The sequence below is a fragment of the Myxococcales bacterium genome (assembly GCA_016703425.1).
Taxonomy (GTDB): Bacteria; Myxococcota_A; Polyangia; order Polyangiales; family Polyangiaceae; genus JADJCA01.
The window spans coordinates 633685-659109 of record JADJCA010000029.1 but is presented as its reverse complement, the minus strand read 5'-3'; the positions used below and the strand labels follow the sequence as shown (position 1 = coordinate 659109).

The window sequence follows — 25425 nt, the reverse complement described above, 5'->3', positions numbered from 1 at the left end:
ATGTTTTTCACGCGACCGAGCACGGTCCGACCGGTAGGCTGATGGTCCTTTGCAGCGCAGACGTCGGCTCGCCTGTCTCCCCCTGCTGGCGCTGCTGCCGGCGTTCGGATGTCAGGCGCTGCTCGACATGCGCGAGGAAACGGCGTTGACGGCCGGCGACGGTGGCGCGAGCCCGAACGGCGGAGGCGCTCCTTCGGATGGGGCGACCACGCTCGCCGACGCTCCGGCCGACGCAGCCCTCTTAAGCGACGCGAGCGCCCCCGTCGTCAATTGCAGCGCGCCGAATTCTGTCTGCTTCGATTTCGCAGACGCCGCCGCGCCCCCTGCCGTGGTGCATGCGAACGGAGGCTGCGAGTTGGCGTTCGCGCTGGACGCTGGCGTGATGCGCGTGCGGACAACCGCGTTCGACGCGAGCTCGGGAACGAAGTGCAACGCCAACCTCAGCGTCCCGTTCACCGGGTCCGAGGTCGCTTGCACCCTCGATCTGACGACGACGCAAGTCGCGGCCTCCGACACGGACATCGTCATCGTGCGGGACAACAGCACGAAGGCGACCTCGGGGTTGGGCGCGTCTTCGGGCAGTGGCTTTCAGCTCTTCGAGCAGACGGCCTCGGGCGGTGCCTCGACGTCCTCGGGCACCGGCCCCGCAATCGAGGGTGGCAAGACCTATCGTGTGGCGTTCCACTGGAAGCGCGCAGCCGGGTCGGTATCCGCCACGGCGATGATCGAAGCCCAGCCCCTGACGTACAACCTGCCGGCCGCTGCGGCCTCAAAGCTGACCGGAGCCGATACGCTCACGTTCGGCCCCGTCGATTCCGTTGGCGGTGGCTGGGACTTCTCGCTCGACAACATTCGATGCTCGATGAAGTGAGACTCGCAGTGCGGCAACAGGCCGGGCCGCGCGCCCTTGGCCGCTTTGGGTAATCGAGCCCTGGCAAAGAGGCCGGGCGTTTTCGCGCCCATCAGGGATAATCCGCCCGATGAACGCCTCCCAATCGATTTTTGTCGCGCCGCTCCTCGGCCTCCTCTGGGCCACGAACGCCGTGGGAGCTTGCGGCGGCAGCGACGGCGCGACGATCAACGCGGACGGCGCGGACGCATCGACCGGCACGGGACAGCCAAGTCCCGACGGCGCCGTCGCATCAAGCGGCGACGGCGCCGCAACCGCCACCGACGCGACCACGCCGTCGCCTCCGCCGATCGCTTGCGCCGGTGGCGGCTCGTGCGTTCCGCCAGCGCCCGGCGGCTGGACCGGGCCCGTCGTCGTCGCCGAAGCGTCGGGCGCAGCGCCGGCTTGCCCGACGGCCATGCCGCAGAAGGCGTTCGAGCACCACAGGAACATCGTTGCACAGGCTGCACCATGCACGTGTTCCTGCGATCTGAAAGGCGAGAAGTGCGTCGGCAACGCCTCGTTCTCGTCGTATGGCAGCGTTGATTGCTCCGTGAATTCGTGCGGTGGCTCGGAGCCCATCACCGTCGGCGAGTGCTCGCCGTTCATCACGGTGAATTGTGGCGCAGGCCCCGACAAGACCGTGGGGTGGAAGACATCCACGAACCTAACGGCGCAAGGGCGATGCGACGCGGCCCTGGATCCGACGCCGCCTCCAGCGGCGACGTGGGAGAAGACCGTCGTCGGCTGCGGAAGTCTCTCGCTTTCTCAAGGCACGTGCGCGGCGGGCAACGTCTGCGCGCCCGGCGGCGACGCACCCTTCGGCACGCGACACTGCATCTTCGCGACTGGCGATCAAGCGTGCCCCGCGGGCCCGTACACGACGAAGTCGCTTGTCTACGACGCCTTCGATGACACGCGAAGCTGCGGCGCCTGCTCGTGCACCGGGCCCACCGGCTTGTCGTGCGCCAGCAGCATCGCCTTCTATTCGGGCGCTGGCTGCACGAGCCTCAAGGGTTCGAGCACGCTGCCGGGCTGCGTCGCAAAGCCGATCACGAGCGGCTACTTCCGCGTCAGCGCCAACGCCGTCGGGGGCACGTGCACACCGAGCGCGCCGGCCCCGACGGGCGCCGCGACGCCGAAGAGTCCGACGACCGTCTGCTGCATTCCCTGAGGCGGCCCCGAACCGCATGCGACGCTCCATCGCGCAGAGTTCGGGACACAACCTGACTACGGTCGGGCGGCGTCCCCTTCCGGAGCCCTACCCCATGTGGCGCTGGAGAACAGGGCGTCCATTTGGTCGACGGGAACGGCGGTTGGGTGATCGACGCCCCACGGATTGGACAGCACCGCCATGAGTCCACCGGTAACGGGATCGGTGTACGTGGTTGCAACGGAGTACTGATGGTTCGGCGTGAGCCCGTACTCGGCCAGCGCGGCGGCGTAGGCTGGATTGTCGTCGACGGGGGCCGTGGCCACCGCCGCAACGACCGCGCTACCTTTGCTCTCCGCGAACGAGGTCACCACATCGCTCGGGAGAGCGTCGACCACATTCTCGAGGCCGAGCGCCTGCATGGCCGCCGTGGGCGGGCTGCCGATCGCGATTGGGCCCAAGGGGTCCAACTCCAGCGCCGTCGTCTGAACGGCACCGATGGCGCGCTCGATGGCCGCGAGCGCGATGCTGCCGGTCGCCCCCACCAAGCCTGGGCGCGCCCCTTCCATGGCGACCTGCACCGTCACGGGGTTGCCGTACGGGTCGCGCAGGCTCACGCCATAGATGCCGGGCGCAAGCTCCGTGACGAGCGAGTCGAGGAAGGCTAGCCCCTCCGGGGTCTGCGCGAGGGCGTTGATGGCGGAGACCACTGTGCAGTCGCCGATCGGGCCTTGCTCCAAGGCGGGGCTCGCGAGGTCCCGGTAGTTCGCAGCGATGTCGGCTTGGACGTCCGGATCTGGCTCGGCCGGCGCCACCCCCGTCGTGTCGATCGAGGGCGCCGTCGAAGGCGTTGCCTCAGGCGCCGCGATGCCGAGGTTCGCGTCCACCGTCGGTGGGCTCGCGAGATCTTGATAGTTCGCCGCGATGTCGGCCTGCACCGCCGGGTCGGCCTCCGCCGGTGCCACTCCCCGTCGTATCGATCGAAGGCGCCGTCGAAGGCGTTGCCTCAGGCGCCGCGATGCCGAGGTTCGCGTCCACCGTCGGTGGGCTCGCGAGATCTTGATAGTTCGCCGCGATGTCGGCCTGCACCGCCGGGTCGGCCTCCGCCGGTGCCACTCCCGTTGTATCGATCGAAGGCGCCGTCGAAGGCGTTGCCTCAGGCGCCGCGATGCCGAGGTTTGCTGCGGCTGCCGCCGCCGCATTCGCTTCCGCTTGCGCCGCCTCCGCGGCTGCCGCCGCCGCCGCATTCGCTTCCGCTTGCGCCGCCTCCGCTGCGGCCGCCGCCGCCGCGTTCGCTTCCGCTTGCGCCGCCTCCGCTGCGGCTGCCGCCGCCGCGTTCGCTTCCGCTTGCGCCGCCTCCGCGGCTGCCGCCGCCGCCGCATTCGCTTCCGCTTGCGCCGCCTCCGCTGCGGCCGCCGCCGCCGCGTTCGCTTCCGCTTGCGCCGCCTCCGCTGCGGCTGCCGCCGCCGCATTCGCTTCCGCTTGCGCCGCCTCCGCTGCGGCTGCCGCCGCCGCATTCGCTTCCGCTTGCGCCGCCTCCGCTGCGGCCGCCGCCGCCGCGTTCGCTTCCGCTTGCGCCGCCTCCGCGGCGGCCGCCGCCGCCGCATTCGCTTCCGCTTGCGCCGCCTCCGCTGCGGCCGCCGCCGCCGCATTCGCTTCCGCTTGCGCCGCCTCCGCGGCATTCGCTTCCGCCTGAGCGGTCGCATCCGTCGCATCCGTCGCATCCGTCGCATCCGTCGTGGCGTTGCTCGCGCACGAGCCGCAGCCACAACCGCAGTTGCCGCAGCTGCCACCATCGCCGTCGCCGTCCCCATCGCCGCCGGTGACCAACCCAAGCAGCGGGTCGTCGTCGTCCAACGCTTCGAGCAGCGTCTCGGCCACCCCTTCGTCGGCCAAGAGTTGGAGCGTCTCATCCTTCCACGTCGGCGGATTGCTTCTTCGCGTCATGGTGCCCTCTGCCGAAGGCGAAGCAGCTCACGTGCCGCACGCGACGACGGGCGAACGCTGCCGCACGAACGGCGAACACCTCAATTGTCGTTGCAAACTCGCCTTCGCTTGCGCCCCCACGCGGCAGTCGCACGCCGGATACATGATGAGCCCTTGCCGCTACGGGCAGGCCGTGAGGCCACGAGCGCTATCGCTTCAGCCAGACCGGGTTCGTAAACGCCATCGGCACGACGGGCATGAAGGCCAAGACGTCGTCCATCTTTCGCTGCCCGCGCGCGAAGGCCATGACCCACTTGGCGCCGTCGGGCACGGCAAGCTCCCCGCGGTAGCGCAACGTCCTCGCTTGCGCGTCGGGGAGCGTGCCGTCCTCGCGGCCCGTGCGGCCCGGGCGCCGCTCCACATCGACGCGCGACGCAACGACGCCATCGGCCACGAGGAAGATTTCGGCGACGTCGAGCCACGGCGCCGCGTAAACGCTCACGCCGGCCACGAGACGCTTTCCCTGCACCCGGTGCTCGTCGCCCGGCTTCGTCCCCGCGCTCTCGCCCTCGCCGCGAACCTCCAAGTCGACGATCGGTCCGCTCGTGACGGTGGCGCGGCCGCGCTTGAGCGCCTCCACGACGCGCGAGGGTTCGATGGTGGCGTCGTCGACGCGCACCATCGTCCGCGGGTAGCCGGCCCATTGGTACTGAATGCGGTGGGCGTCACTCGAGCCCGTCGCGACGATGCGCCTGCCGGTGTTCAAGAGCGCGTAGTAGTCGGCCAAGACCGCGTCGACGCGCGCCGGGTGCTCGAGGTCGTAGCCGCTATAGACCTCGAGGGCGTCGAAGTCAGTCTTTACGCGTGAGTAGGTGTTCTTGTCCTTCGGATCGAAGCCGGCGACGGCGAAGTAGCCGATGTCGTTCGGGAGCCTCGGGTGGTTCACTTGCAGGACGCGTTTCGGATCTTTGCGCACCGCCGCGAAGAGCGCCGCCGGTGACGTCTTCCGATAAGGCGGCACGCCGGCGGCCGGATCCCACGGGAAGACGCCGAAGTGACCGAAGCGCGGCGTGTAGGTCGTAACCTCGACGCCCGGCACCCACGCGAGCGATGACGAGAGCTCGAGCACGCGGAGCGCCGGCCCGTAATCGCCCACGAGGTTGTGCTCCGTCGGCACGGCGAAGTCGACCCCCGCCGAGACGAGCGAGAGCACGCGATCTTCCACCTGCACCGGCGTGTCGAAGCTGGGTCGTGCGTGAACGTGCAGATCGCAGCCAACTTGACCGGTCGTGGGTACGACGTGGCGTAGCTCGAGGTCGACGACGACGCGACCGCCGGATTCAACGGTCACGTCGACGCTGTCGATGCTCCACTCGATGCCCTTCGTGGCCGAGACGCGATAGCGCCCGCTCGAGAGCGGCGTCTTCACCTCGCCCGTCAAAAGATCCATGAGCGGCCCCGCACCGGACGCGCGGTAGTCGGGTCCGAAGTTCGGATCGAGCGTGCCGTCGATGCCGCGGACGGCCACGCGGGCCACGAGCGGCCGCAGCTGATCGGGATCACGCACTCGAACGACGAGCTCGCCGACGGGCGCGACGTCGAGGCGCAAGTCCCAGGCGGCACCGGGCTCGAAGAACACCGGCGGGCTCGCGACGGCACCTTCGCCGAGGGCTGCGTACCAGCGGTTCACGTCTTTGGGCACGTCGACGGAGAAACGTCCGCCGGGTCCCGTTGGGACGCGCACACGCGGATGCCCGTCGGCGCCGAGGCCCAAGACGCGTGTTGTCGCGTCGGCGCCGGAGACAACTCCGCGCACGGTGGCGACGGGACGACCGAGCGCCGTCCACAAAGCACCATAGAGGTCCTGAGCCGCAGGAGAGACCGCGACCAGCAGGCCGCGCGAGGCTTTCCCCTCGGGAGCAAAGGCGTCAACGCTGCGCGGAGCCCCAACGTGGCCCGCGGCCGAGAGCGTGATCGCCAAGGCGCCGTCGGCCGACGCAAAGGCCGCTCGCCCTCCGAGGACCAGCAGAGCTCCCTTCGCTTCGCCGACCTCGGCGAGCTCACCGACGTCGGAGAGGAAGACCTCCCGCCCGTCTGTCGTCAAGGAGAAGCCGAGCGCCACCTCGCGGGCCGCGGCGTCGAAGTCGATGCGCAGCGTGTTTTGGAGCCCCGACCGCGCTGGCGAAATCCGCAACGCACCGGAGCCGCGCCCGCCATCCCACGAAAGCGTGGCCACGAGCGCGTCGCCTTCACGACGCGCCGCCATGAACCGGGGCTTTACGACCGCGCCGAGGACCCGGAGCCGCAAGGCAAACGACGTAGCGTCCGCGAGCGTGACGCGCGCGTCGTCGAGGCCGAGGGTCACGTCGACTCCGGAGACGACCGCGTGCACGCGTCCCGGCGGTCTTTGGTCCAAGAAGAAGACGAGGCCCATCAGCGCCAGCACGGCCACGACCGAGAGCGCCGCGGCGCGCCGTCCGAGCGGTCTCACGCGACGTCCTCCACCGAGTGGCGAGCGGCCCCCACCGTCGGGATGTCGAGGCGCGCCATCGCACGCGAGTATAAGGAGGACGAGCCCGCTCGGGCGGGTCTATCGCCAGGGTCGCTTCGAAGGACGCCCTAGGGAACCCCGCAAGAGCAGACTTGCGCGAGCGCCACGTCGACCGTACCGGCAAGGGACGTCGCGGTCGACGCGCCGGCCGCGTACCGAGCACACTTCGGGTCGGTGTCACCCACGTCGGCCAGCGCCTGGACGACGAGCTTGCCGCGGCCGCGAGCTTGGAGCGTGTAGCGGCCATCGGCGCCGGACGTGGTCTCTGCACCAAACGCCGCCACGCGAGCGCCCGAGATCGGCTTTCCCCCGAGCGTGACCGTGCCTTGGGCGAAGACGCTCTCGAGGGGAACGTCCGCCGTGGTGTAGACATCCGGCTTGGGGCCGACGTAGAGCCAGATGCCCGCTCGAGTGTCCTTCGCCAGGAGCGAATCACAGGTGCCGAACCCCTGCTCCCAGCGCAGTGCACCGGACGCACGGTCGAGCCCCCGGACGACGCCGTCGCTGGTGCAGAAGAGCACCTCGTCGCGCGCGAGCGTGAGCGGCCCGGTGCCGAAGGACGCGTCGAGTTGCGTCCACTCGAGCGACTCCCAGAGGAGCTTCGCCGTGGCGACCTCGATGGCCACGACGCGCTCTCGCACCGCGCGCGTATGCTCGAGCTCGCCGGTCTTGACCTTGGCGTAGAGGACTCCCGCTGCGAGCGCGACGGAGCTCCGAAGGCCGGTCGTCACGGAGCCGATGGGCGTCCCAGACTTCGCGTCGAGCGCGACGAAGGATTTGCCGTCATGAACGAGGAGCTTGTCTTCGTGACCGCTCAGCTCAATGGCGCCAACCTTCCGCTTCCAGCGTGAGGCCCCGCGCCGGGCGTCGAACGCCTCAAGGTTGCTGGACTGCTGCAGGTACACGGCGTCGCCGGCGACCCATGCGGGGTCGTAAGACAAGTCGTGGCTGGTCCGCCCCCAGAGCTTCTTACCGGATTTCGCGTCGAGGACGAGGACCACGGCGGCGGGCTTCGTGGTCGGGGAGTCGGCTTGCACAACGAGGACATCTTGATTTCCCGTCGCACGGAGGACACTGCCTTTGGGGAAGTCGACGTCGGCGAGCCACCGCGTCGCGAGCGTCCGCGTATCGAGGGCCTCGACGGACTTCGCGCCCTCCCAGGGATGAAGGAGGAGCAGCTCGCTCGTCGCGTCGCCATCCACGTAGGTCGCGCGCATGCCCGAGGGCAGGTCACGGGAGGCGACGACGGTCCCCTCGGCCTCGAGCACCTCGAGCTTCTTTGCCGCGCGCACGAGCCCCGAAGCGCTCGCGTGGAGCCGCCCCTCGCCGAAGGCGCGCTTCGCCCAGCCATGCCGAGCCTCGGGCGCATTCGCCGGCGCCGACGCAGGCGGTGGCACCGCTACACGGCTCGCCGGAGGCGGCGCGCTAGGCGCGACCCCGGCGAGAGGGGCGCTTGCGCCACACCCAACGGTCAAGAGAACCAGCGTGCCGAAGCGCGTTCGCATGCAACGGTACGATAACGCCGCCGGACCGCGCCGCATTCGCGGCCGGGAATCGTCCCGGACCGCTCGTCTCATCGGGCTCCTTCGAGGCGCTCCGCAAGGGGGCCCGCGAGCGCCGCTTCGCGCGAGACGTCACTGGCGGCGCGGAGCTCGATGCGAAGGGCCGGTGAACCAAGGAGCGCAGTGAGATCGTCGCCCCATTCGACGAGGGTGATCGCGTCACCCTCGCGCATGCGCTCGCGCAGTCCCAAGCGGATCACCTCTACCTCGAAGCGCGCCATGTCCTCGCGAAGGCGATAGAGGTCGGCGTGCAGAAGCGTCATGCCATCTTTGATGTCGTACTCGGTGAGCAGCGTGAACGTGGGGCTGGTAACGCGAACGCGCGACGAGACGCCGAGAGCGCGTGCGATGGCGCGAGCCAGGAACGTCTTGCCAGCGCCGAGGCCGCCGGAGAGCAACACGAAGTCGCCCGGAGTGAGAACGCGCGCGATGGCCTTGCCCAAACGAACCGTGTCACGACGACTCTTGAGGATCAAAAACGCACCCACGCACGCGCTCCGCCGCCAACGAGCAGGAGGCCTCCGGTCCCACCGGCCGCGTAGGCCACGTCGCCGTGCGCTTCGACGGAGAGCTGCGACGTCACGGCGTAACCGACGGTGGGCGCGGCAACGGCAAGGAACCGCGCCTTCTTGTCACCACCGATGGGCACGAAGGCCCCCAGCATGAGCTCCGGTCCGACGTAGAGCTTGCCGAGCGGCGCGAACGCGTAGCGTGCCCCGACGGTCGCAAAGAACGACCGAGGTGCGATGACGCCGCCGCCGACGTCGGCGCGGAGCTCGAGGCCTTGCACCGACGGAAGCGCGTAGCCAAAGCTCCCTGAGACCGCGAGTGTGGTGGCGGAACCCCGCGCATTCGCCGGTCGGTCCGCGGCCGCGAGCACCGAAGGACCGAGCCCCACACCAAAGGGATGCCCGTCGGCATACGGAGTCGGCGGCGCAGCCGGCTCGGGAGGTGGTGGCGGAGGCGGCGGCGGCGGCGGCGGCGCAGGAGGTGGCGGCGGTGGTGCGGGCGGCGGCGGCTCGGGCGGGACCTCGTTCTGCCAGGGGATGGTGGCGTTCTGAATGCCCTCGGGCCGAAGCAAGAGGGCGAGCATCTCCCTCGACTTGGCGAGATGTTCCGATGGCAACATGTTGCGAGCGAGCGACTCGACGCGGCCCGTGCCCACCTGACAGACCTCGATCTCGATGCGGCGAAAGTAGGCGCGCGAATCGACGCGCCCGCCAACGGTCCAAGTGACCCCGGCAGCGCGCCCGGCGGCAACGTACTCGTCGCGCGTGTCGGCGACGCCGTCTTGAACCGCACGCTCGGCGCTTTGCGCTTCGGCGGCGCTCGACGGCGCGTGGCCCGTCTCTCGCACCGCTTGTTCAATGTGGGCGCGCACAAGGTCGAGCTCCGCCTTCGTGAGGCCGCTGCCAGCCAAGGGCAGGACCGTCACGCGATCGGCGAGGGCCCGAGGCGCGATGAGAAAGAGCGCGGCGGCGGTTAGCGTGCCCGCAAGAGACGGACCGGGAGAGAGGGGCCGCAACATCGCGGCGGGAAGTATAGGCGACGGCGACGCGACGCGCCGGAAGAAGCCATCGCGCGGCCGCTACCGCTCAAAGGGGATCGCGCCGGGCGAACGCAAGACGTCGTAGCCCGACACGCAAGAGAGCGGCTCGCCGTCGAAGCGCACCTCGAACAGGTCGGTCATGATCAGCGGCCGCTCTCCGTCTCGAAACTCGGCGTCCGAGAGGTGCCCGTCGTTGTCTTGATCGAGCGAAAGAAGGGCGTCGCCCCCGAGGGCCAAGAGCGGCGCCTCCGTGTGAACGACGACGTCGACGTTGTGCTCGGTCTCCGGCTCGAGAGAGAGCGCTCCCGGCTTGAAGTCGGGCACCGCGCGACCACAGGCCGTGAACTCGCTGAAGCTGCCCCGCCAGTCGAAGGTCAGAACGCGCCCCGCGGTTTCGATCGTGCCGAGCATGCGAAACCCCGTCAGGTTGGCGCGCGTGTACCGATCGACACGTTGCCCTTCGAGGGCGGCTCGATCCGAATCAACGACGCCTGGGCCCGACGGCTGGTCATAGAACGTGGACCCGTAGGCGCTCACGTAGCTCTCGCCGAGGCCGCGCGCGTCGGGTGCGGCGAAGGGCGCTTCGTCGAGGTTGCGCAAGCTGCCCTCTCCCCGACGCCCCGATCCGGCGAGATCAACGCTCGTCACTCCGAGCACGGCGACGCGCCGCTGGAACCGAACGCGCAGGCCCTGGCCATCCTCGAACTCGGGCTTGCCCGAAGGGCCGAGCGAGCCCCGAATCGTGGAGTGCAGAATGCTCTTCTTGGGCGGCTCGGGAAGGCAGGCGGACGCCCCCAAGGCGAGCCCCAAGCCAACGGCGAACGCTCTCATAACTCCCCCTCCACACCGAGGCTGGGGACCGTGATGGGTCCGATTTCTTGACCGTTGACGTCTTCCTTGTGGAGCGTCGCGTTCAAGACCTCGAGCACGACGGCGACGCTGGCGCGTTTGCCGAAGACCCACTTCTTCTCGAGGCGCGCGTCGATGCGGTAAAAGGCGCTGTTGCGACGCTCGTCCACGGCACCTTCGACGTTGGCGATGGCGTCGCTGGGGCGCGTCGAGAAGAGCCGCGGGTTACCCGAGTAGGTCACGAACTTTGCACCGAAGCGCCACCGCGCGCCGAGGTCGACGGCACCCGCCACGTTGAACACGTGGGGCCGATCGTAGGCGCCGGTGCGGACCACGCCGCTCTCGCGCTGCGTCGAGCGCGAGAGCGTGTACGAGAGGAGGGCCGCGAATCGCTTGGTGAGCGGACGACGCACGAAGACCTCGGCGCCGTAGGCGTCGCCCGTCGCGCGGCGAACGAAGGCGCGCTGATCGTCCGTGTCGAAGCGCGCCGCGCTCGTCAAGAAGTCCGTCAGGTTGAGCGTGGCCGTCCGGAAGACGGTCATCGACCCTGTGAACTCGAGCGGCAGATCGGCCTCGACGCCGGCGCTCGTCTGCATCGCGCGCTGCAGGCCTCCTTGCAGCGAGCCGATGGTCAACCCGGGAATCGGCGCCACGAACGACGGCGGCTGGTGCGCGACGCCGTGCGCTTGGAGCAAACGCACGCGCTTCGAGAGCGCGAGCTTCGTGGCGATGCGCGGATCGATCCCCGCGGCGGCGACGCCGCCCGAGTTGTAAAGATCGGCGCGCAGGCCAGGGACGACCTCGAAGGCGCGCGTCGGCTTGTAAACGACGTCGACCCAGGCGCCCGTCGTTAGATCGGTGCGGCTCGGGAACGCCGCCGCCGTCGCCGCCGAGTCGGCCGAATCTTCGCCGAGCAGCTCGGTGTCGTAGCGCTCGCGCGTCATGTCGACGCCGCCGCGCAAGAGGACCGCCTGCCGCATGGGCTTCGACCATTCGACGCGCGTCGCCACGGTGCGATTGCGCGCCACGCGGTCCTCGCCAAGCAGCGTGCGATCGAGCCCGAGCGTCACGGCGCTTCGCAAGCGCCCGCCCCCTTCGAGCTTTCGATCCCACCGCAGGTCGCCGCGATAGAACTCCGAACCGAAGGCGACGTCCAGGACGCCGCTCCGCTTCTGACCGATGAGATCGTAGGCGCCGAAGCTCACGAGCGAGACCGTATCGATGGGGCTCACGTCGTAGGTGGCGCGGAGTTGGAAGTCGCGGTAGTCGAGGACCGCTTCGGGCGCGAAGAGCGTGATGAGCGCCGCCGTGTACGAATAGCGCCCGCCAACGAGGAGCGTGCCACGGTCGCCTGCGAAGCCCGTTTCGGCGAGCGCGCCCGCGTCGACGAGTCGGACGTTCCATTCGGCGTGCGCGTCGGTTCGCGGGCGTGCGAGCTCCGCGGCGACGGTGCCGCCGGCGAAGCGACCGTAACGGGCCGGGTAGCCGCCACCGTAGAGATCCACGCGCTCGACGATGCCGGGATGGACCACCGAGGGGCCAAGGCCCACGTGGTAGAGGTACGGCACGCGAATGCCGTCGAGGAAGTAGCCCACATTGCCTGGCGGAGCGCCGCGCACGTAGAAAAACGGCAGACCGGAGATGATGGGCGTGACGCCCGGCATGACCTCGAGGGCCCGAAAGGGATCGCCAAAGGTCCCCGGAAGCTCGCGCACCTCGCTGCGCGTGAGCGTCGCCGTGAGGCCCGCTTCACGCCGGAGGCCGGTGATGCGCACTTCTTCGGTGTCCGACGGTTCGACGGTGACGGCGGGACGCGTCGTGCGCGACGGCGCGCTCGGGGACGCGTCAGGGGGAGACGCAGGCTCCGCCGCGGGCGCGTGAAATCGCACGAGGACGCGCACCTTGGCTGCGATCGGCGTCGCACCTCGCTTCGCGGGCTCGTAGACGAAACGCATGGTCGAGGCGGCGGCGGCGCTGGCAAAGGGCTCGTCGCCGCGCTCGACGTCGGCGCGCAAGACCTTGCCGGTCGCCTCGACGACGAGGACGACGACGACCTCGGCGTCGCCCTTGCCACCGGCCGGATAGGGCGGCTCGGCGCCACGTTGCAGCCGAGGGGGCGTGACCGATGCCGGCGCCGTCTGCGACGCCGCTTGCGGGCCGTTGTCCGCGCGCGCGAAGGGCGACGACGTTGCGGCGACGAGCAGCGCCAGCATGGTGGCGCAAGGCAACCGTCGGCGCAGCGGAAGGGCTCGTTTGAACAATCGCTGCGCCACGGAGAGGGCGCCAGGCTACCCGATCTGCGCTCCGCGCTCCGCGCCCCCGCGAGTCGTCGCGATCCGCCGAGAACGTGCTAGGCAAGCGAAGCGTCGGGCACATGGCCAACCTTCGTCCCTCACGACTCTCGCCCGCGCGGCTCCGCCAACTCCGCCTGGCGCTCCCGCTGGGGCTCGCGACCGGGTTGGCGCTCGTCTCCGCGTCGGTGCGCGCACAGGAGAAGCCCGCGCCGCGGACGTCGTCGCTCTCGTGGATTCGCCTCGCCGGCGCCGACGCGTGCGTCTCGACGCAGGAGCTCGCCCGCGACGTGGAAAAGCGCCTCGGTCGGGCGGTCTTCGTTTCGCCAGCGCAGGCCGACGTGTCCGTCGAAGGGCACATCGAGGCCGATTCACCCGCGGCGGGATTCCGCGCGACCATCACCTTGCGTGACGCGACGGGCGCGCTCCGCGGCACGCGCGAGCTAAAGCGCAAAGACGTCTCTTGCACCGAGATGCGCGAGCCGCTTGCGCTGATCATCGCGGTCATGATCGACCCCGACGCCGCGCTGCGCGACAAGGGCAAGCAAGAGGAGAAGCCCGCGCCCGTCGTCGACGTCACCCCTCACGTGACCGGGAAAGACGCCACGCCAAGAGCGCAGGAGCCGGCCTCGCCACCGCCGCCGACAGCCGCGCCCCCTTGGCACTTCGACGGTGGCGCCTCGCTCGCCGGAAGCGTCGGGCTCTTGCCCAACGTTGGCGTTGGGCTCTCCGCGGGCGGGCTCCTCGAGCCGCCGGGCTTCGTCCCGCTGCAAGCGTTCGGTGCCGCGTGGTTCGACAACGACGCCCCCGCCGACGGCGGCAGCGGCGTCGGGACGTTCTCGCTCCTCTCGGCCGGTGTTGGCATCTGCCCGCTGCGCGCTCGGGGCGAGCGTCTCTTCGCGTACGCTTGCGTGAACGGCCACGGGGGATTGCTTACGAGCCGTGGCGCAGGGTTCGATCAGGTGCGCCCCGACGAACGCAAAGTCACCGTCTCGGGCGCCGCGGAAGGTCGAGTCCACCTCCGCGTAGCCGGCCCTCTCGCCGTGCGCGCCGGAGTCTCCGCGCTCGTGCCCTTTTGGCGAGACACCTTCGTCTTCCGAAGGGCCGATGGCACGACCGCGCCGCTCTTTCGGCCAGCAGCGATTGCGGGCATCGCCGACGTCGGGCTTGGGGTGATTTTTCCATAGTGAAGCGCCGCGTCGCGGCCGCGTTGAAGCAATCTGGCCGCCCGTGAACCGGAGCGTTCATAATTCGCACCGTGTCCGGCCACTCCATCCATGGCGCGCTCCCACCGGGGGGCGGCGCGGGGCCTGCACCTTCCTTCGAAGCCATGGACACGACGACGCTTTTTCGCGAGCACGGCCCCTTCGTCTGGCGCGTGCTCCGGCGCCTCGGGGTGTCCGAGAACGACACGGCCGACGCGTGCCAAGAGGTCTTCGTGGTGGTTCACAAGAAGCTGGCGGAATTCGAGCGACGGTCCTCGGTGCGCACGTGGCTCTACGGCATTGCCGTTCGCGTGGCGTCCGATCACCGGCGCCGCGTGCGACGGCGACGCGAGCTGGTCACGGACGTTCCACCGGAGCTTCTGACCGATGAGAGCCCCGACGACACGGCCATGATGCGCGAGGCGCGCGCTCTGCTTGATGGGATCTTGGACACCCTCGACGACGACAAGCGGGCCGTGTTCGTGCTCTACGAGATTGAGCAGCTCGCCATGAACGACGTCGCCACCGCCATCGGCTGTCCGCTTCAGACCGCCTATTCGCGACTTCACGCGGCGCGCGACTTGGTGCAATCGTCGATCCGCAAGATTCGTCAAGACGCCGCGGTGCCCTCATGATGCCCCCCACCGATCCGGAACGCTTGGCGACGCTGGCGCAAGATCCGCTGCTCAAGAAGCTCCTTCGCGCCGCGGAGCACGACGTCGCCAGCGAGGCGCAGCTGGCGGAGGTCCTCGCGAAGTTGGGGCCCGCGCTCGACGCGGCTGGCGGCGGCAGCGCGGCCGCATCCACCGTCGCGGCGAAGACGACATTTGGCGGCGCGAAGTGGCTCGCCGTTGTCGGACTCGGCGTTGCCACGCTCGCGCCGATCGCGTGGGTGGCCTCGCGTTCAAGAGAAGGGCCGGCGACAGCCGCGGCGCCGACCTCGACCTCGACCTCGACCTCGACCTCGACCCCGACCCCGACCCCGACCCCGACCCCGACCCCGACCCCGACCCCGACCCGCGGTGCTCCCTCGCCAGCCGAGCGTTTCGACGACGCGCGTCGCCTCACCTTCGGCCAGCGCACCTCGCGCCGACGTGGCGCCGACCCAGCCGCTCGAGCCCGAGGTGCGCGTGCTCCAGCGCGCTCAGGACGCGCTGGGTCGCGAGCCCGCGCGAGCCCTCGCGCTATGCGACGAGCTCGCGCGCCGCGGCGATGGAGCCCTCCTGGATCAAGAGCGCGAGGTCATCGCCATCGACGCCCTCAAACGCCTTGGCCGTATGAGCGACGCGCGGGCGCGCGCGAAACGCTTCCGGGCGGCGCACCCGACGTCGAGCCATCTCGGCCGCCTCGAGGTCTTGGTCGGTAGGGACTTTTAAGCCAACGGGGCTCGACCTTTCATAAATCGTTGGCGCAGGGGCCACCCACGGACCAGCACGCCATCGGCACGCCTTGCCGAGCGCGCCCTCGAGGCCAGCCATGCACGACAAGCTCTTCTTCTTCGGTGCTCTCTTCAGCCTAGTCGCTTGCAGCGGAAACACGGTGGAGGTGGGCGGTTACTCCCAGAGCGACGCCGGCCCTTCGCAAGCCACGACTGATGCGGCCACCACAGCGCCGAACGGCGCCAAGATCGAGATTCACCTCCGAGCGTCGACGGCCAAGGTGCCCCATGCCGATGCACTGTCGGGCCAAACGCCCAGCGACCAGAAGATCGGCATCCGCTCGCTCGCGCTCCTGACGGACCCGAGCGCGCCGCCGCTCGTCGTCTTCGATCACGGCGAGAGCGCCGTGGAGGCTGGCCTCAACGACAAGGATGACACCGTCGTCGCCACGGTCCTCGCATCGAGCCTCCGCGCCGGCACCTACACCTTGGCTCGCGTGGGCATCTCTCACGTTCGCTATCGCGTGGCCGCCACCATGCACACGTTGGGGCAGTCGGTGGCCGGCACGTTCAACAACCTTCAGGTCCTGAGCGACGGTTCGCTCATCGATGGCGCCACGCAAAACAAGGGTCACTACCGCTTCACGTTCGAGGTTGGCGGCAAGGCCCTCGCGACGCAGCCCGGCGAAGGCGGACCGCTGCCGGAAGTGCCGAGTGGTGGTGGCATCTCCATGAGCAGCTCGGGCCCTGAGACGGCGTACGTGTTTCCGATCAACCTCCCCGTCGACCCGACCATCGGCACCGACGTAAAGATGCTCTTCGACATCAACACGAACGAAAACTTCCGCTGGCAAGACGAGCCGGCGGCGGGCCACCAGCCGAAGGTCTTCGACGTGACGCCCACGACCTTCGAGCCGGTGAAGAGCTTCGGCGCGAACTCGTTCCAGCTCACCGCAGACTTCAGCGCGTCGTCCCCCTGAAGGCCTCGCTGCGCGCGCCGTTTCAGCGCTCGTTTTGATCGCGGCGCGCCAAGTCGAAGGCCACGGTCCGGTAGAAGCGCACGTGATCCCAACCGGTCCAGCGATCGAGCCCCTCGAGCTTCGGTTGCCCGATCTCGCCGTAGTGGTTCGCGGGCACACATCCCTTGAACTCGCCGAGCTTCGCGCTCTCGACCGTCGACATGCCGTCGTTCGGGCGAAGCTCGAGGCCGTGCGCCACGAAGGGCGCCACGGGAACGAGCCGGAGGTCCATCTTGTCGCTGCGGTTCTTGAACGAGACGAGCTTTCCTTCGCACGCCTTCTTGTCTTCGTCGCGCAGCCACCCACCCACCACGCCGCTGACGCCGGCGTAAGACTGGACGTAGACGCGCGGATCCATCGGGTTGTCGCGCTCGAAGTCCGCCGCGTTCTTCTCGGCGAGCCCTGAGAGCGCACCTCTCACGTCGGCGTCGTTGGCCAGCTCGTCTGTGGTGAAGGTTCGCGCGAAGAGCGCCGCAAGCGCGTCGACGGCACCGTCGGCCACCGGCGGAATGAGACCGAGCACCGCATCGGCGATGGCCGTGCCGTGATGCGGCGAGGCGATCGTCGTCAGCGTCTTGATGCGGTCGCCGTAGTGGAGAGTTCCGATCAGCACGCGTGCGTCGAGCCCTCCCATGGAGTGCGCGATGAGGTGGACGCCGCTCGCGTCACAGCCCGCCGTGTTCTTGCATTGCGCAAGGGCACGGTCGACGTCTTTGGCGAGGTAGTCGGCGCGCGTTCGCGGCGACGCAAAGGGAGGGACCTCGGCTTTGACGACGACGGGGTGCTCTTTCGCCAGGGCCTCGGCGACGCCGTAATACGACCACGCGTTCGTCGTCGAGGCGTTGAAGCCGTGCGCGAGGACGATGGCGCGTTTCGCGGCGGGGCCGCTCGGCGCAGGCAAAAGCGGAGTCGCGTCGCGGGTGAGGTCGAGCTCGTCGGCCGTCTCGTTCTGGTTCTCGTCCGATCCACCTGTGGCTCCGCAGGCGACGACGGCGAGCGCCAGGAGCGAAAAGAAGCCGCGACCAGAACCAATGAGTCGACGCATGAAGCCTCCGACTGCAAGGGCGGCGCCAGGATCGATTGCCGCCGCGCGGTAGATATTCACGTCGCCGCGAGACTCGCATAGCGTGGAGCCGTGTCCCAACCGCTCACGTACACCCTCGAAGACGGCGTCGCCCTTCTCGCGATGGACGACGGCAAAGCCAACGCTCTCTCGGAGACGATGATCGCGTCTCTGGAGTCCCACCTGTCGCGCGCCGAAAAGGAAGCCAAGGCGGTGCTCCTGCTCGGTCGCGCCGACCGCTTCAGCGCGGGCTTCGACCTCCGCGCGATGATGGCGAGTGCCGATTCGGCCAAGGCGCTGCTTCGTTTGGGGGCCGACCTGCTCATGCACATGTACGGCCTCTCGGTGCCGCTCGTGATCGGATGCACCGGCCACGCGCTCGCGGGCGGCGCGCTCATGCTGCTCACCGGCGACGCCCGCATCGGCGCGAGCGGCGCCTTCCGCATCGGATTGAACGAGGTCGCCATCGGACTTCCGGTGCCGATTCTGGGACTCACGCTGGCGGAAGATCGCCTGTCGCCGAAGGCGCTCACGCGCGCGACGCTGCTGGCGCAGATCTACGGCCCCGACGACGCCAAGACCGTCGGGTACCTCGACGAGGTCGTCGCTCCCGGCGATGTCCTCGAGCGCAGCAAGGCGGAGGCGAAGGCCTTGGTGGGACTGTCGCAAGCGGCCTTCCACGGAACCAAGCTCCGCCTCCGGCAGCGGAGCATCGATCGCGTGCGCGCGACGCTCGAGGCGGATCTCGGAAGCATCGGCGCCGTCGGCACCTGACGGCGAAAGGGCGCTCCGGGCGCCGCCCTAAAGCACGACGCCAGCGAGCGCGCCGGTAGCGGTGACGGAGGCCGCGACGACGAGCGGGATCGAGAGGTTGTCGTCGACGCGCACGGAGCCGAGCTCGGTCACGGCGCCGGCGACGGCGCCGCCGGCGGCCAGCATCAGTCGCGCCGGGAGCGGCACGGCCCCGGCGAGCGACAACCAAGCGAAGGCCACCGCGAACGCGACGACGAGGAAGGTAAGCGCGCCCTCGAGGGAGCGGCCGCTGGCGAAACGCACGCGTCCGAAGCGACGCCCCATCATGCCGGCCGCCGGGTCGGCGATGGCCAAGACGAGCACGCCGATCTCCGCCGCCACGAGCGGCGCGAAGAGCGCCAAGGCCAAGAGCGCCGTCGCGTACCACGTCGATGAGTTGACACGGTGACGCTCGTGAGCGTGCGCCACCGGGCCGAAGAGCCGCATCAAGCGCTCGTTGATGGCTTCGCTACGGCGCCGCGACGTTTCCATGGCCCACGCGGCGACGAAGATGGCCCCCGCGGCGCCGACGAGCCACCGTCGCGAGGGAACCGAGCGAATGGCCGCGAGCGCGACGACGCCCGAAAGCACATGGAAGAGGCTCCTCGCGACGTTGGTCGGCCGCAGGCTCTCTCGATCGCTCACCGCCATCACGACGCTCTCGTACTACGAGGGCGTGACGTCTGCGAGCGTGGACGAAGGCACGGGCTCCGGCACCTCGGGCACCGGCTCGGGACCCGCCGCCGACCAGGTGCGGAAGTGCCCTTCGACGCCGCCCGCGGTCACGTGAATCACCAAGTGGGTCCGCGGCGCGCGCTCCGTGTCATCCTCGACCTCGGACCACGAGCCCACGTTGATGTAGGTCGTCTCGCCGGAGCGCGCCACGGAGGGCGCGTGCGTGTGCCCCATGACGACGAAGGCCGCGGGAAAGAGCCGCGCGAGGTGCCCCGCGCGCTCGGTCATTCGCTCGCCCGCGTCGACCTGACGGTGGCGCGCGAGGAGTCGATCGGCGACGAGCCACAGCGCGAGCGTGCTGAGCGCCGCGCCGCCTCTCCAGAGCGGCGCCATGGTGCCGAGCAAGGCCGCGGCGAGCGTTAGCCCCGCGGCCACCACGGCGAGACCGATTCGATCGAGCAAGAGGCTCGCGAGGATGCCGCGAACGGAAGACGTGACGGGCGCGACCTGAAGCGCGAGCACCGCGCGCAGGCGCTCGGCGCCCAGGCGGCTCACGGCGGCGAGGCGCTCGACGCGGCGCTCGTGCTCGCTGCGGATGCTGCGAGCGGCGCTCGAGAGCGCGGCGCGGCGAACGGCGAAGAGCTCGCGCAGCGCTCGCCCCACGCGCGCCACCAGGGCGAACATGCCGCGCACACCGAGCGCCGCTCCAAACGACAGGTAGTGCACGATGCCCGCGTGCTCGTGCCCCGTTTCGCGCAGGCCTCGCGTCGGCCGAACGACGAAGCGCAGGAGCACGTCGCAAAAGCCGCGGGCCATGCGGCGCGGGTCGACGGGATAGAGCGGCGCCATGACGTAGGGCGTCGAGCAAAACGCGTCGTACTGGTGTCCGTGCTCGATGAAGACGACGCCCTCACGCCAGAAGAACCACGGGTTGAACTCGATGCGCGCATCGAAGGCGGCAGCGTCGAAGCCCTCGCCGTAACCCTCGGCGTGCACGCGAAGCGCCTCGCGGAAGGAATCTTTCACTTCATCCCAATGAAACTCGGCGTCGTGGTTGCCGTGAACGAGCGTGAGGGCGTGACCGTCGGCCACGAAGACGGCGAGGGCGCGAAAGACGTCGGCGTGCCTGAGGGCAACGCGGCGGAGCTTCTGCCGCGCGTGCTCGGCCGAGCTGCCGAGGCCGTGCTCCATCTCTTCGTCGTTCAGGCTCGCGTCGCTGGCTTCGTCTTTCGCATCGTCGGGTCCCACGGTCATGCCGATGAAGTCGATGAAGTCACCGGCGATGACGATGCGCCATCGGTCACCGGCGGGAGGCACGCCGCGGTAGTGCTCGAGGAGCGCCACGAGATCGCCGTCGACCGCTTGAGTCCGGTGGAGCACGTGACCGTGACGGTCGTCGAGATCGGAACCCAGGTGCACGTCGGAGAAGACGAGGAGGCTCTCACTTTGGGCGCCGTCGGGCGTGGTCAGGAGCGGGGACGGGGACGGGTCAGACACGACCCTAAAGCGTGACAGTTGCACGGGACTTCGCCGTCATCGTTTCGTCAGGAGCGGGGGGGCGGCCCGTCGGCGGCGAGGGGAAGGCGCGTTCACGCCTCGCTTGCCTTCAGTCGAGAACCGCGGCGATTCCCAGGGGATTTCCGGGCAGGACGGCCCGAACGTCGAACGCGTGCGACGGAACGTGCGGATCGCCCGCCTTCCCCTACTGGCGCACGGCGCGCATGACCGCGCCCGAGCCACGATTCACCCAGTAGACGCCGCGGTCGTCGGCGGCGATAGCGAGGGGTTCGGCCTGCGCCCCCGCCACCAACTCGACAGCACCACCGGCCTTCGCGACAGCGCGCACCGTGCCCTCGACGAGGTTCGTGAAGTAAAGCCTCACGCTGTCTTGCGCCAAGTGCGTGAGTCCCGTCGGCTCCGTCGCGAGAACGATGGCCGGCTCCGCCGGAGGCGCGACGCGACTCTTCTTGGCCACGCGGCCGTCGACCTCGATCCAGTAAACGAACTCCGCGTCGGCGACGAGATCCCGCGGGGCGCTTGTGGCCGCAGCAAAGTCGACGCCGCCATCGGCGCCTGCGGCCGATTTCGGCACACGAACGATCTTCTTGTCCGTCGAGCTCGCCAGATACACGTCTTCGGGCCGCGACGTCGCGGCAACAATCTTGGGGAGCGCGAACGCCAACGTCACGTTGCCACCGCCGAGGAGCGGGTGCGAGAAGAGCGTTGAACCGGCGGTAGCCTCGAGGACGAATGAGAAATCGAGCGCGTCGTTGGCGAGCGCCGTCATGACTCCGCACTGTGCGCCGATGACGCCCGTGAACGTTCCGCCGTCAAACGTCGGGGCTTTCCACGCCGTGGCCGGAGCGCCGCACCCGGAGGCCTCGTTGGCGACGAGGTAGAGCGACTGCGAGTCGGCGCCGAGATCGCGCATCGTAAGCGCCGCACCGTTCACCCCCGTCTTCGGAGTGCTGAGCGTCTCCACGACGCGTGACTCACGCCCAACGCGTTGCACCGTCTCCGTCTGGCCCAGCACGAAGACGTGCGTCGCGTTCATCGCCAAGAGGCGCGGCGACGGGTCAACGGTGGCCAACTGCTCGACGGCGAAGCTCGTTCCGCCGTCGGCGGCATCCAAGTTCGTCGCGCCGTCGGAAGTGGCGTCGCTGCCCGCGGCCGTACCGCCGTCGTCGGTCCGAAGGGCAAAGTCCTCGATGGGCCAAAACAACGTGCACGCGGCGATCGCCGGCGCGCAGAGGATGGCGAGCGCGAACGTCCGACGGCTCAAAAGGCGCCTCCAACGCGAGCGCCTGAGGGCGTCCACGCGACGGTCACCGCGCCGCTCCCGCGGCCAACGCCAAGACGTGCACCACCACGGCGGCCACACCGGCGGCGGCGCCAACGCCGAAGGCCACGCCGGAGATCAACGAGGCGCTGCGAGCGCCGTCGAGTTGTTCGAGGCCGCGCGCGGTGCAGGTCGCGCTGTCGCATTCGCGGAGGCCGTCGTTGCGCTGTGAAAGAAAGCTCGCGCCGAAGCCCGCTCCGACTGCGAGCCCGACGACGGCAACGCCGCCCAAGACGAAGGTGGCCGGGGCGATCGCCGGAGGAGGAGGAGGCTCGGCCGCGCGAGGCGGCGGCGGCGGTGGCGCCTCCGGCTCCAGCGGATCGAGCGCAGGGACCACCACGTCCGCGATCGCGCCGGGCGTAGCGAGGAGGGAGAGCTTCCAGGGCTTACGCCCCGGCGCGCCGAGCTCGACTGTGTGACTGCCCGGATCGACGGGCAAGGCGACGTTGGCGCTGGCGAGGCCGAGCTTCTTGCCGTCGAGGAGCAGCTCGGCGCCCGGTGGCGGCGGCAGCCCTTCGAGCACGATGCGCAGCCGCGCGAGCCGCGGCTCGAGCGCCCGCGCTCGTTCGCTCGCGAGACGCTGCCTCTCCGGCTCCTTTGAGCGCGCGGCCATCGCCGCCGCTTGTTCGTATTCGGCCCACGCGCTCGCGACGCGCCCCGTCTGTTCGTGGCACGTGGCCAAGTGAGGAGCGTGCCCAACTTGGGTTCGAGCCGCTGGCTCTCGGCGAACTTCTCGCACGCGCCGGCGAGCTGGCCGCCTTCGATGAGCGCCTTGCCTTCGCGAAAGAGGCTCGCAGCGAGCGCCTGCTCGTCGGCTTCGGCAGCCCTGCGCGGGCGCCGCCACGAGCCACAGGGCGCACAAGAGCGCGAGGTCCCTTCGCGTCATTCGCCGCAGGGTATCACCGCAGCGAAGCCGTTCGCGAACCTTGCGCGCACGCGCGCCCGCAAAACCGAACGCAGAGACCGCACGCCAGCGGACGGGCGTTCCTCAGCGCGCGAGCGTCAAGCCGTACGCCTGCGGGCTCGCGCTCGGCGAAGCGACGTGGACCAAGTACCGACTTTTCGACGTCGCGGTGTTCGCGACGCGCTTCCCGCTCGTCTTCAGGGTCTTCCATGTCCCGTCGGAGAGCTCTTTGAAGACCGTCACGCGCGCGTCGCCGGGGCCGCTCAGGTCCACCGAATAGGTGACGCCGGCCGCTCCCACCGAGAACTCAAACCAATCGGCATCGCCTGCCGTCAGCGTCGCGCACGTCTCGCCGTCGGCGAGCGGCTCGGCGCTGGCGCGCACGTCGTTGGGCTCGCGTTCGCGGGCCGTGCACGTCGGAGTCGGCGTCGGCGTGGGCGTCGGGGCAGGACTGGCTCCGCTCGCACTCCCCGCGGACGCGCCGCTCCCGCCGTGGGCTGCGATCTTGGCCATGAGCCAGTCGTAAACGAGGTCGACGCGCGCGAGCACCTGCGAGCCGGGCGACGAGCCCGAGTTGACGGCGGCGATCTCGTGCTCCGGCGCGTCGGTCACCAAACACGGCCCGCCCGAGTCGCCAGACTCGATGACGTCGTCGCTGTCGTACGCATACGGGTAGCCGACCCACGCGCCGCTCCTAATGACGCGGGGCGGCCCCACGTAGAGGTTGGAATACGAGGTCGTGCCGTCTTTGATGCGCCCGATGTTCACGAGCGTCGAACCGGCTGGTCTTGGCGCCGCCGACAGCCGCGGATAGCTCGACAGCGTGATGGGCGTATCGAGGACCACAACCGCGACGTCGTGTTTCGTCGGATCGACGAACGGTGACTCGTCGGCGTAGTCGTAGACTTCCGCTTCCGAAGACAGCGCCACCTGGCCGCCGGCCCCCGCGTAGGGGGCGCGCACGCGAAAGCGCGTCTGGCCCACGACGCAATGGCCCGCCGTCAACACGACCTTCGGCGCGATGAGGGCGCCGGAGCAAAGGCTCGCGGGCATGTCGATGAGCACCGCTTCGGGAAAGCCCGACGCGAGCGAGCCGCCGACGATCGGCTCGCGGAGGCTCGCGCCCTCGAAGGCTTCCTCGCCGTCGTTGCCGTTCGCGTCGCCGCACGCGGCACAAACAAAAAGCCACGCCCCGCAGGCCATGCTCGCCTTGCGCATGAAGACTCCTCTCGCGTGAGGCGCGCCGCGAGCTCCCGCGGGCAACCGAGGCGGCGCACCCAACGCACCGCCCGCGAATCTTTTCCCCCAAGGGCGCGCGCCGGGTCAACGAATCGGATCGAGAAAAGCCCCTTTTGGTAGGTGCATCTCGCACGATTCGACGACGCGAGCGGAAAACCTCACTGGCAATGGCACGCGGCTCCGACCCGCGACGGCTCGACTCAGCGCTCGTGACGGCGGCGGAGGCGGCGCACGTAGCTCTCGTCGATGCCGGCGCGCTGCGCCAACGTCTGCGTGCTCGACCCGAACTCTTTGATGAGCGCCGTCAGGTAGTCGCGCTCGAACCGATCCATCCACTCGTCGCGGAGGTGCTTGTAAGGCACAGCTAGATCGAAGCTCGAGGACGTCTGCGCGGGCGAGGCCGGGGCCGGCGCTGCCGGCGCCTCCGCTGGGGCCACAAGATCGCCGCGAAGCACCGACAGCGCCCCTTCCGCACCGAGAGCGCGCACGCGCTCGGCGAAGGCGTAGAGTTCGCGGGCGTTGCCGAGCCACGGTTGGGCCGTGGCCGCGGCGACCACGGCGGCATCGGGTTCGGCGCCGAGGAAGTGCGCGAGCAAGAGCGGGATGTCGTCGCGCCGCGTGCGGAGCGGCGGAACATAGGCCGGCAGCGCCAACAGACGGAAATAGAGATCTTCGCGGAAGGCTTCCGTCGAGACCATCGCGGAGAGATCACGGTGCGTCGCCGCGATGAAGCGGACGTCGACCTTGCGAGGCTCGGTCTCGCCAACGCGCCTCACCTCCCCCGACTCGAGCGCGCGCAGCAGCTTCGCCTGCATCGCGAGAGGAAGCTCGCCCAGCTCATCCAAGAACAGCGTGCCGCCGGAGGCCGCCTCGAAAGCTCCCTCGCGCGCGCCGGCAGCCGCGGCGAAACCGGCCGCGTGGCCGAAGAGCTCGCTCTCGAGGAGCGACTCGGAGAGCGCGGCGCAATCGACGACGAGAAAGGGGCCCTTTTGCCGGTCCGATGCGTCGTGGATGGCGCGCGCCACAAGCTCCTTGCCGGTGCCCGTCTCGCCTTGCACGAGAACCGGCGCCTGGCTGCGAGCGTATTGGGCGAGCCGCACGAACAGCTCGCGCATCACCTGCGAACAGGCGATGAGCTGCCCGAAGTGGTCGACGGGCCAGAGCGGCACGTTCTCGGAGCGGCCCGCGTAGTCGACCTCAAAGGCTGTCCCGCCACACTCGAAGGTGGCGTGATCGGCGAGGAGCGCCGACTCGACGCGCACCTCGCGGATGAACGTGCCGTTCTTGCTGCCGAGGTCGCGAATCCAGACGCCGTTGGCGCGCACCTCGAGCTCGGCGTGAAGCCGCGAGACGCTGCGATCGGCGACGACCACCGCGAGGTGCGGCGAAGAGCCGAGGAGCGTCCGCGGCGCGAGCAGCGCCTCGTGGGCGCCCGTCTCGTCGCGCCAACGGAGCCGCGGCTGCGAGCGCTTGGTGGAAAGATCGTATTGGACCCGCGGGCGGTCCTCGGTTCGTTGATCGCGTCCCGTCGCCATGGCCGG

Annotated in this window: 22 protein-coding genes; 6 read left to right on the top strand and 16 right to left on the bottom strand. The window is 69.7% G+C overall.

Going from position 1 to position 25425, the window contains the following annotated elements; translation table 11 throughout:
* Positions 1-49 precede the first annotated feature (49 nt).
* Together IPG50_36290 and IPG50_36285 are read left to right on the top strand one after the other, a co-directional pair.
* A complete protein-coding gene (locus tag IPG50_36290; GenBank protein ID MBK6697605.1) occupies positions 50-871 on the top strand; it encodes a hypothetical protein in 822 nt (273 codons plus the stop codon).
* A gap of 109 nt (positions 872-980) precedes the next feature.
* Positions 981-2063, top strand: a complete 1083-nt coding sequence (locus IPG50_36285; GenBank protein ID MBK6697604.1) for a hypothetical protein — start codon at positions 981-983, stop codon at positions 2061-2063.
* Between the two features lie 56 nt (positions 2064-2119).
* On the opposite strand, the gene IPG50_36280 is transcribed toward IPG50_36285, so the two are convergent.
* The 8 genes from IPG50_36280 to IPG50_36245 all read right to left on the bottom strand — a co-directional run bounded on the left by IPG50_36280 (position 2120) and on the right by IPG50_36245 (position 12692).
* Positions 2120-2929: a hypothetical protein gene (locus IPG50_36280; protein ID MBK6697603.1), complete on the bottom strand. Its 810-nt coding sequence runs from the start codon at positions 2927-2929 to the stop codon at positions 2120-2122.
* Entirely contained in the window at positions 2898-3989 is a 1092-nt protein-coding gene (locus tag IPG50_36275; GenBank protein MBK6697602.1) for a hypothetical protein, read from the bottom strand. Before IPG50_36275 ends, IPG50_36280 begins: the two co-directional genes overlap by 32 nt.
* Before the next feature lie 187 nt (positions 3990-4176).
* On the bottom strand, positions 4177-6459 hold the full coding sequence (locus IPG50_36270; protein MBK6697601.1) for a CehA/McbA family metallohydrolase: 2283 nt from the start codon (positions 6457-6459) through the stop codon (positions 4177-4179).
* Between the two features lie 128 nt (positions 6460-6587).
* Positions 6588-8024, bottom strand: coding sequence for a PQQ-binding-like beta-propeller repeat protein (locus IPG50_36265; GenBank protein ID MBK6697600.1), 1437 nt, complete (start codon positions 8022-8024; stop codon positions 6588-6590).
* Between the two features lie 68 nt (positions 8025-8092).
* Positions 8093-8569 carry a tRNA (adenosine(37)-N6)-threonylcarbamoyltransferase complex ATPase subunit type 1 TsaE gene (gene tsaE, locus IPG50_36260; protein ID MBK6697599.1) on the bottom strand — a complete coding sequence of 159 codons (477 nt, stop codon included), beginning with the start codon at positions 8567-8569 and terminating at the stop codon, positions 8093-8095.
* Positions 8554-9609 carry a hypothetical protein gene (locus IPG50_36255; protein MBK6697598.1) on the bottom strand — a complete coding sequence of 352 codons (1056 nt, stop codon included), beginning with the start codon at positions 9607-9609 and terminating at the stop codon, positions 8554-8556. The genes tsaE and IPG50_36255 overlap by 16 nt, the downstream gene beginning before the upstream one ends.
* A 60-nt stretch (positions 9610-9669) precedes the next feature.
* On the bottom strand, positions 9670-10461 hold the full coding sequence (locus IPG50_36250) for a hypothetical protein (protein ID MBK6697597.1): 792 nt from the start codon (positions 10459-10461) through the stop codon (positions 9670-9672).
* On the bottom strand, positions 10458-12692 hold the full coding sequence (locus IPG50_36245) for a TonB-dependent receptor plug domain-containing protein (GenBank protein ID MBK6697596.1): 2235 nt from the start codon (positions 12690-12692) through the stop codon (positions 10458-10460). The genes IPG50_36250 and IPG50_36245 overlap by 4 nt, the downstream gene beginning before the upstream one ends.
* A gap of 161 nt (positions 12693-12853) precedes the next feature.
* Here IPG50_36245 and IPG50_36240 point away from each other — a divergent pair, with 161 nt between their 5' ends.
* Positions 12854-13957, top strand: coding sequence for a hypothetical protein (locus tag IPG50_36240; protein ID MBK6697595.1), 1104 nt, complete (start codon positions 12854-12856; stop codon positions 13955-13957).
* Between the two features lie 143 nt (positions 13958-14100).
* Positions 14101-14610 carry a sigma-70 family RNA polymerase sigma factor gene (locus IPG50_36235; protein MBK6697594.1) on the top strand — a complete coding sequence of 170 codons (510 nt, stop codon included), beginning with the start codon at positions 14101-14103 and terminating at the stop codon, positions 14608-14610.
* A 549-nt stretch (positions 14611-15159) separates the two neighbouring features.
* Here the strand turns inward: IPG50_36235 and IPG50_36230 are convergent.
* Positions 15160-15312, bottom strand: a complete 153-nt coding sequence (locus IPG50_36230; protein ID MBK6697593.1) for a hypothetical protein — start codon at positions 15310-15312, stop codon at positions 15160-15162.
* 139 nt (positions 15313-15451) lie between these two features.
* Between IPG50_36230 and IPG50_36225 the strand changes: the two genes are divergently transcribed.
* On the top strand, positions 15452-16333 hold the full coding sequence (locus IPG50_36225) for a hypothetical protein (GenBank protein ID MBK6697592.1): 882 nt from the start codon (positions 15452-15454) through the stop codon (positions 16331-16333).
* Positions 16334-16355: 22 nt separating this feature from the next.
* Here the strand turns inward: IPG50_36225 and IPG50_36220 are convergent, their stop codons facing one another.
* Entirely contained in the window at positions 16356-17417 is a 1062-nt protein-coding gene (locus tag IPG50_36220) for an alpha/beta fold hydrolase (protein ID MBK6697591.1), read from the bottom strand.
* 90 nt (positions 17418-17507) lie between these two features.
* Here IPG50_36220 and IPG50_36215 point away from each other — a divergent pair, with 90 nt between their 5' ends.
* Complete coding sequence (locus IPG50_36215) at positions 17508-18209, top strand: crotonase/enoyl-CoA hydratase family protein (GenBank protein MBK6697590.1); 702 nt, start codon at positions 17508-17510, stop codon at positions 18207-18209.
* A 27-nt stretch (positions 18210-18236) separates the two neighbouring features.
* Here the strand turns inward: IPG50_36215 and IPG50_36210 are convergent, their stop codons facing one another.
* The 6 genes from IPG50_36210 to IPG50_36185 all read right to left on the bottom strand — a co-directional run bounded on the left by IPG50_36210 (position 18237) and on the right by IPG50_36185 (position 25419).
* Positions 18237-18881, bottom strand: a complete 645-nt coding sequence (locus IPG50_36210) for a hypothetical protein (protein MBK6697589.1) — start codon at positions 18879-18881, stop codon at positions 18237-18239.
* A 12-nt stretch (positions 18882-18893) separates the two neighbouring features.
* The gene (locus tag IPG50_36205; GenBank protein MBK6697588.1) at positions 18894-20399 is read right to left on the bottom strand and encodes a metallophosphoesterase; all 1506 of its coding nucleotides are present in this window, start codon (positions 20397-20399) and stop codon (positions 18894-18896) included.
* A 205-nt stretch (positions 20400-20604) separates the two neighbouring features.
* Positions 20605-21684 (bottom strand): hypothetical protein, encoded by a 1080-nt coding sequence (locus IPG50_36200; GenBank protein MBK6697587.1) that lies wholly within the window; start codon positions 21682-21684, stop codon positions 20605-20607.
* A gap of 43 nt (positions 21685-21727) precedes the next feature.
* Positions 21728-22423 carry a hypothetical protein gene (locus tag IPG50_36195; GenBank protein MBK6697586.1) on the bottom strand — a complete coding sequence of 232 codons (696 nt, stop codon included), beginning with the start codon at positions 22421-22423 and terminating at the stop codon, positions 21728-21730.
* 306 nt (positions 22424-22729) lie between these two features.
* Entirely contained in the window at positions 22730-23863 is a 1134-nt protein-coding gene (locus tag IPG50_36190) for a trypsin-like serine protease (GenBank protein ID MBK6697585.1), read from the bottom strand.
* A gap of 221 nt (positions 23864-24084) precedes the next feature.
* Complete coding sequence (locus IPG50_36185; protein MBK6697584.1) at positions 24085-25419, bottom strand: sigma 54-dependent Fis family transcriptional regulator; 1335 nt, start codon at positions 25417-25419, stop codon at positions 24085-24087.
* Between the last annotated feature and the right edge of the window lie 6 nt (positions 25420-25425).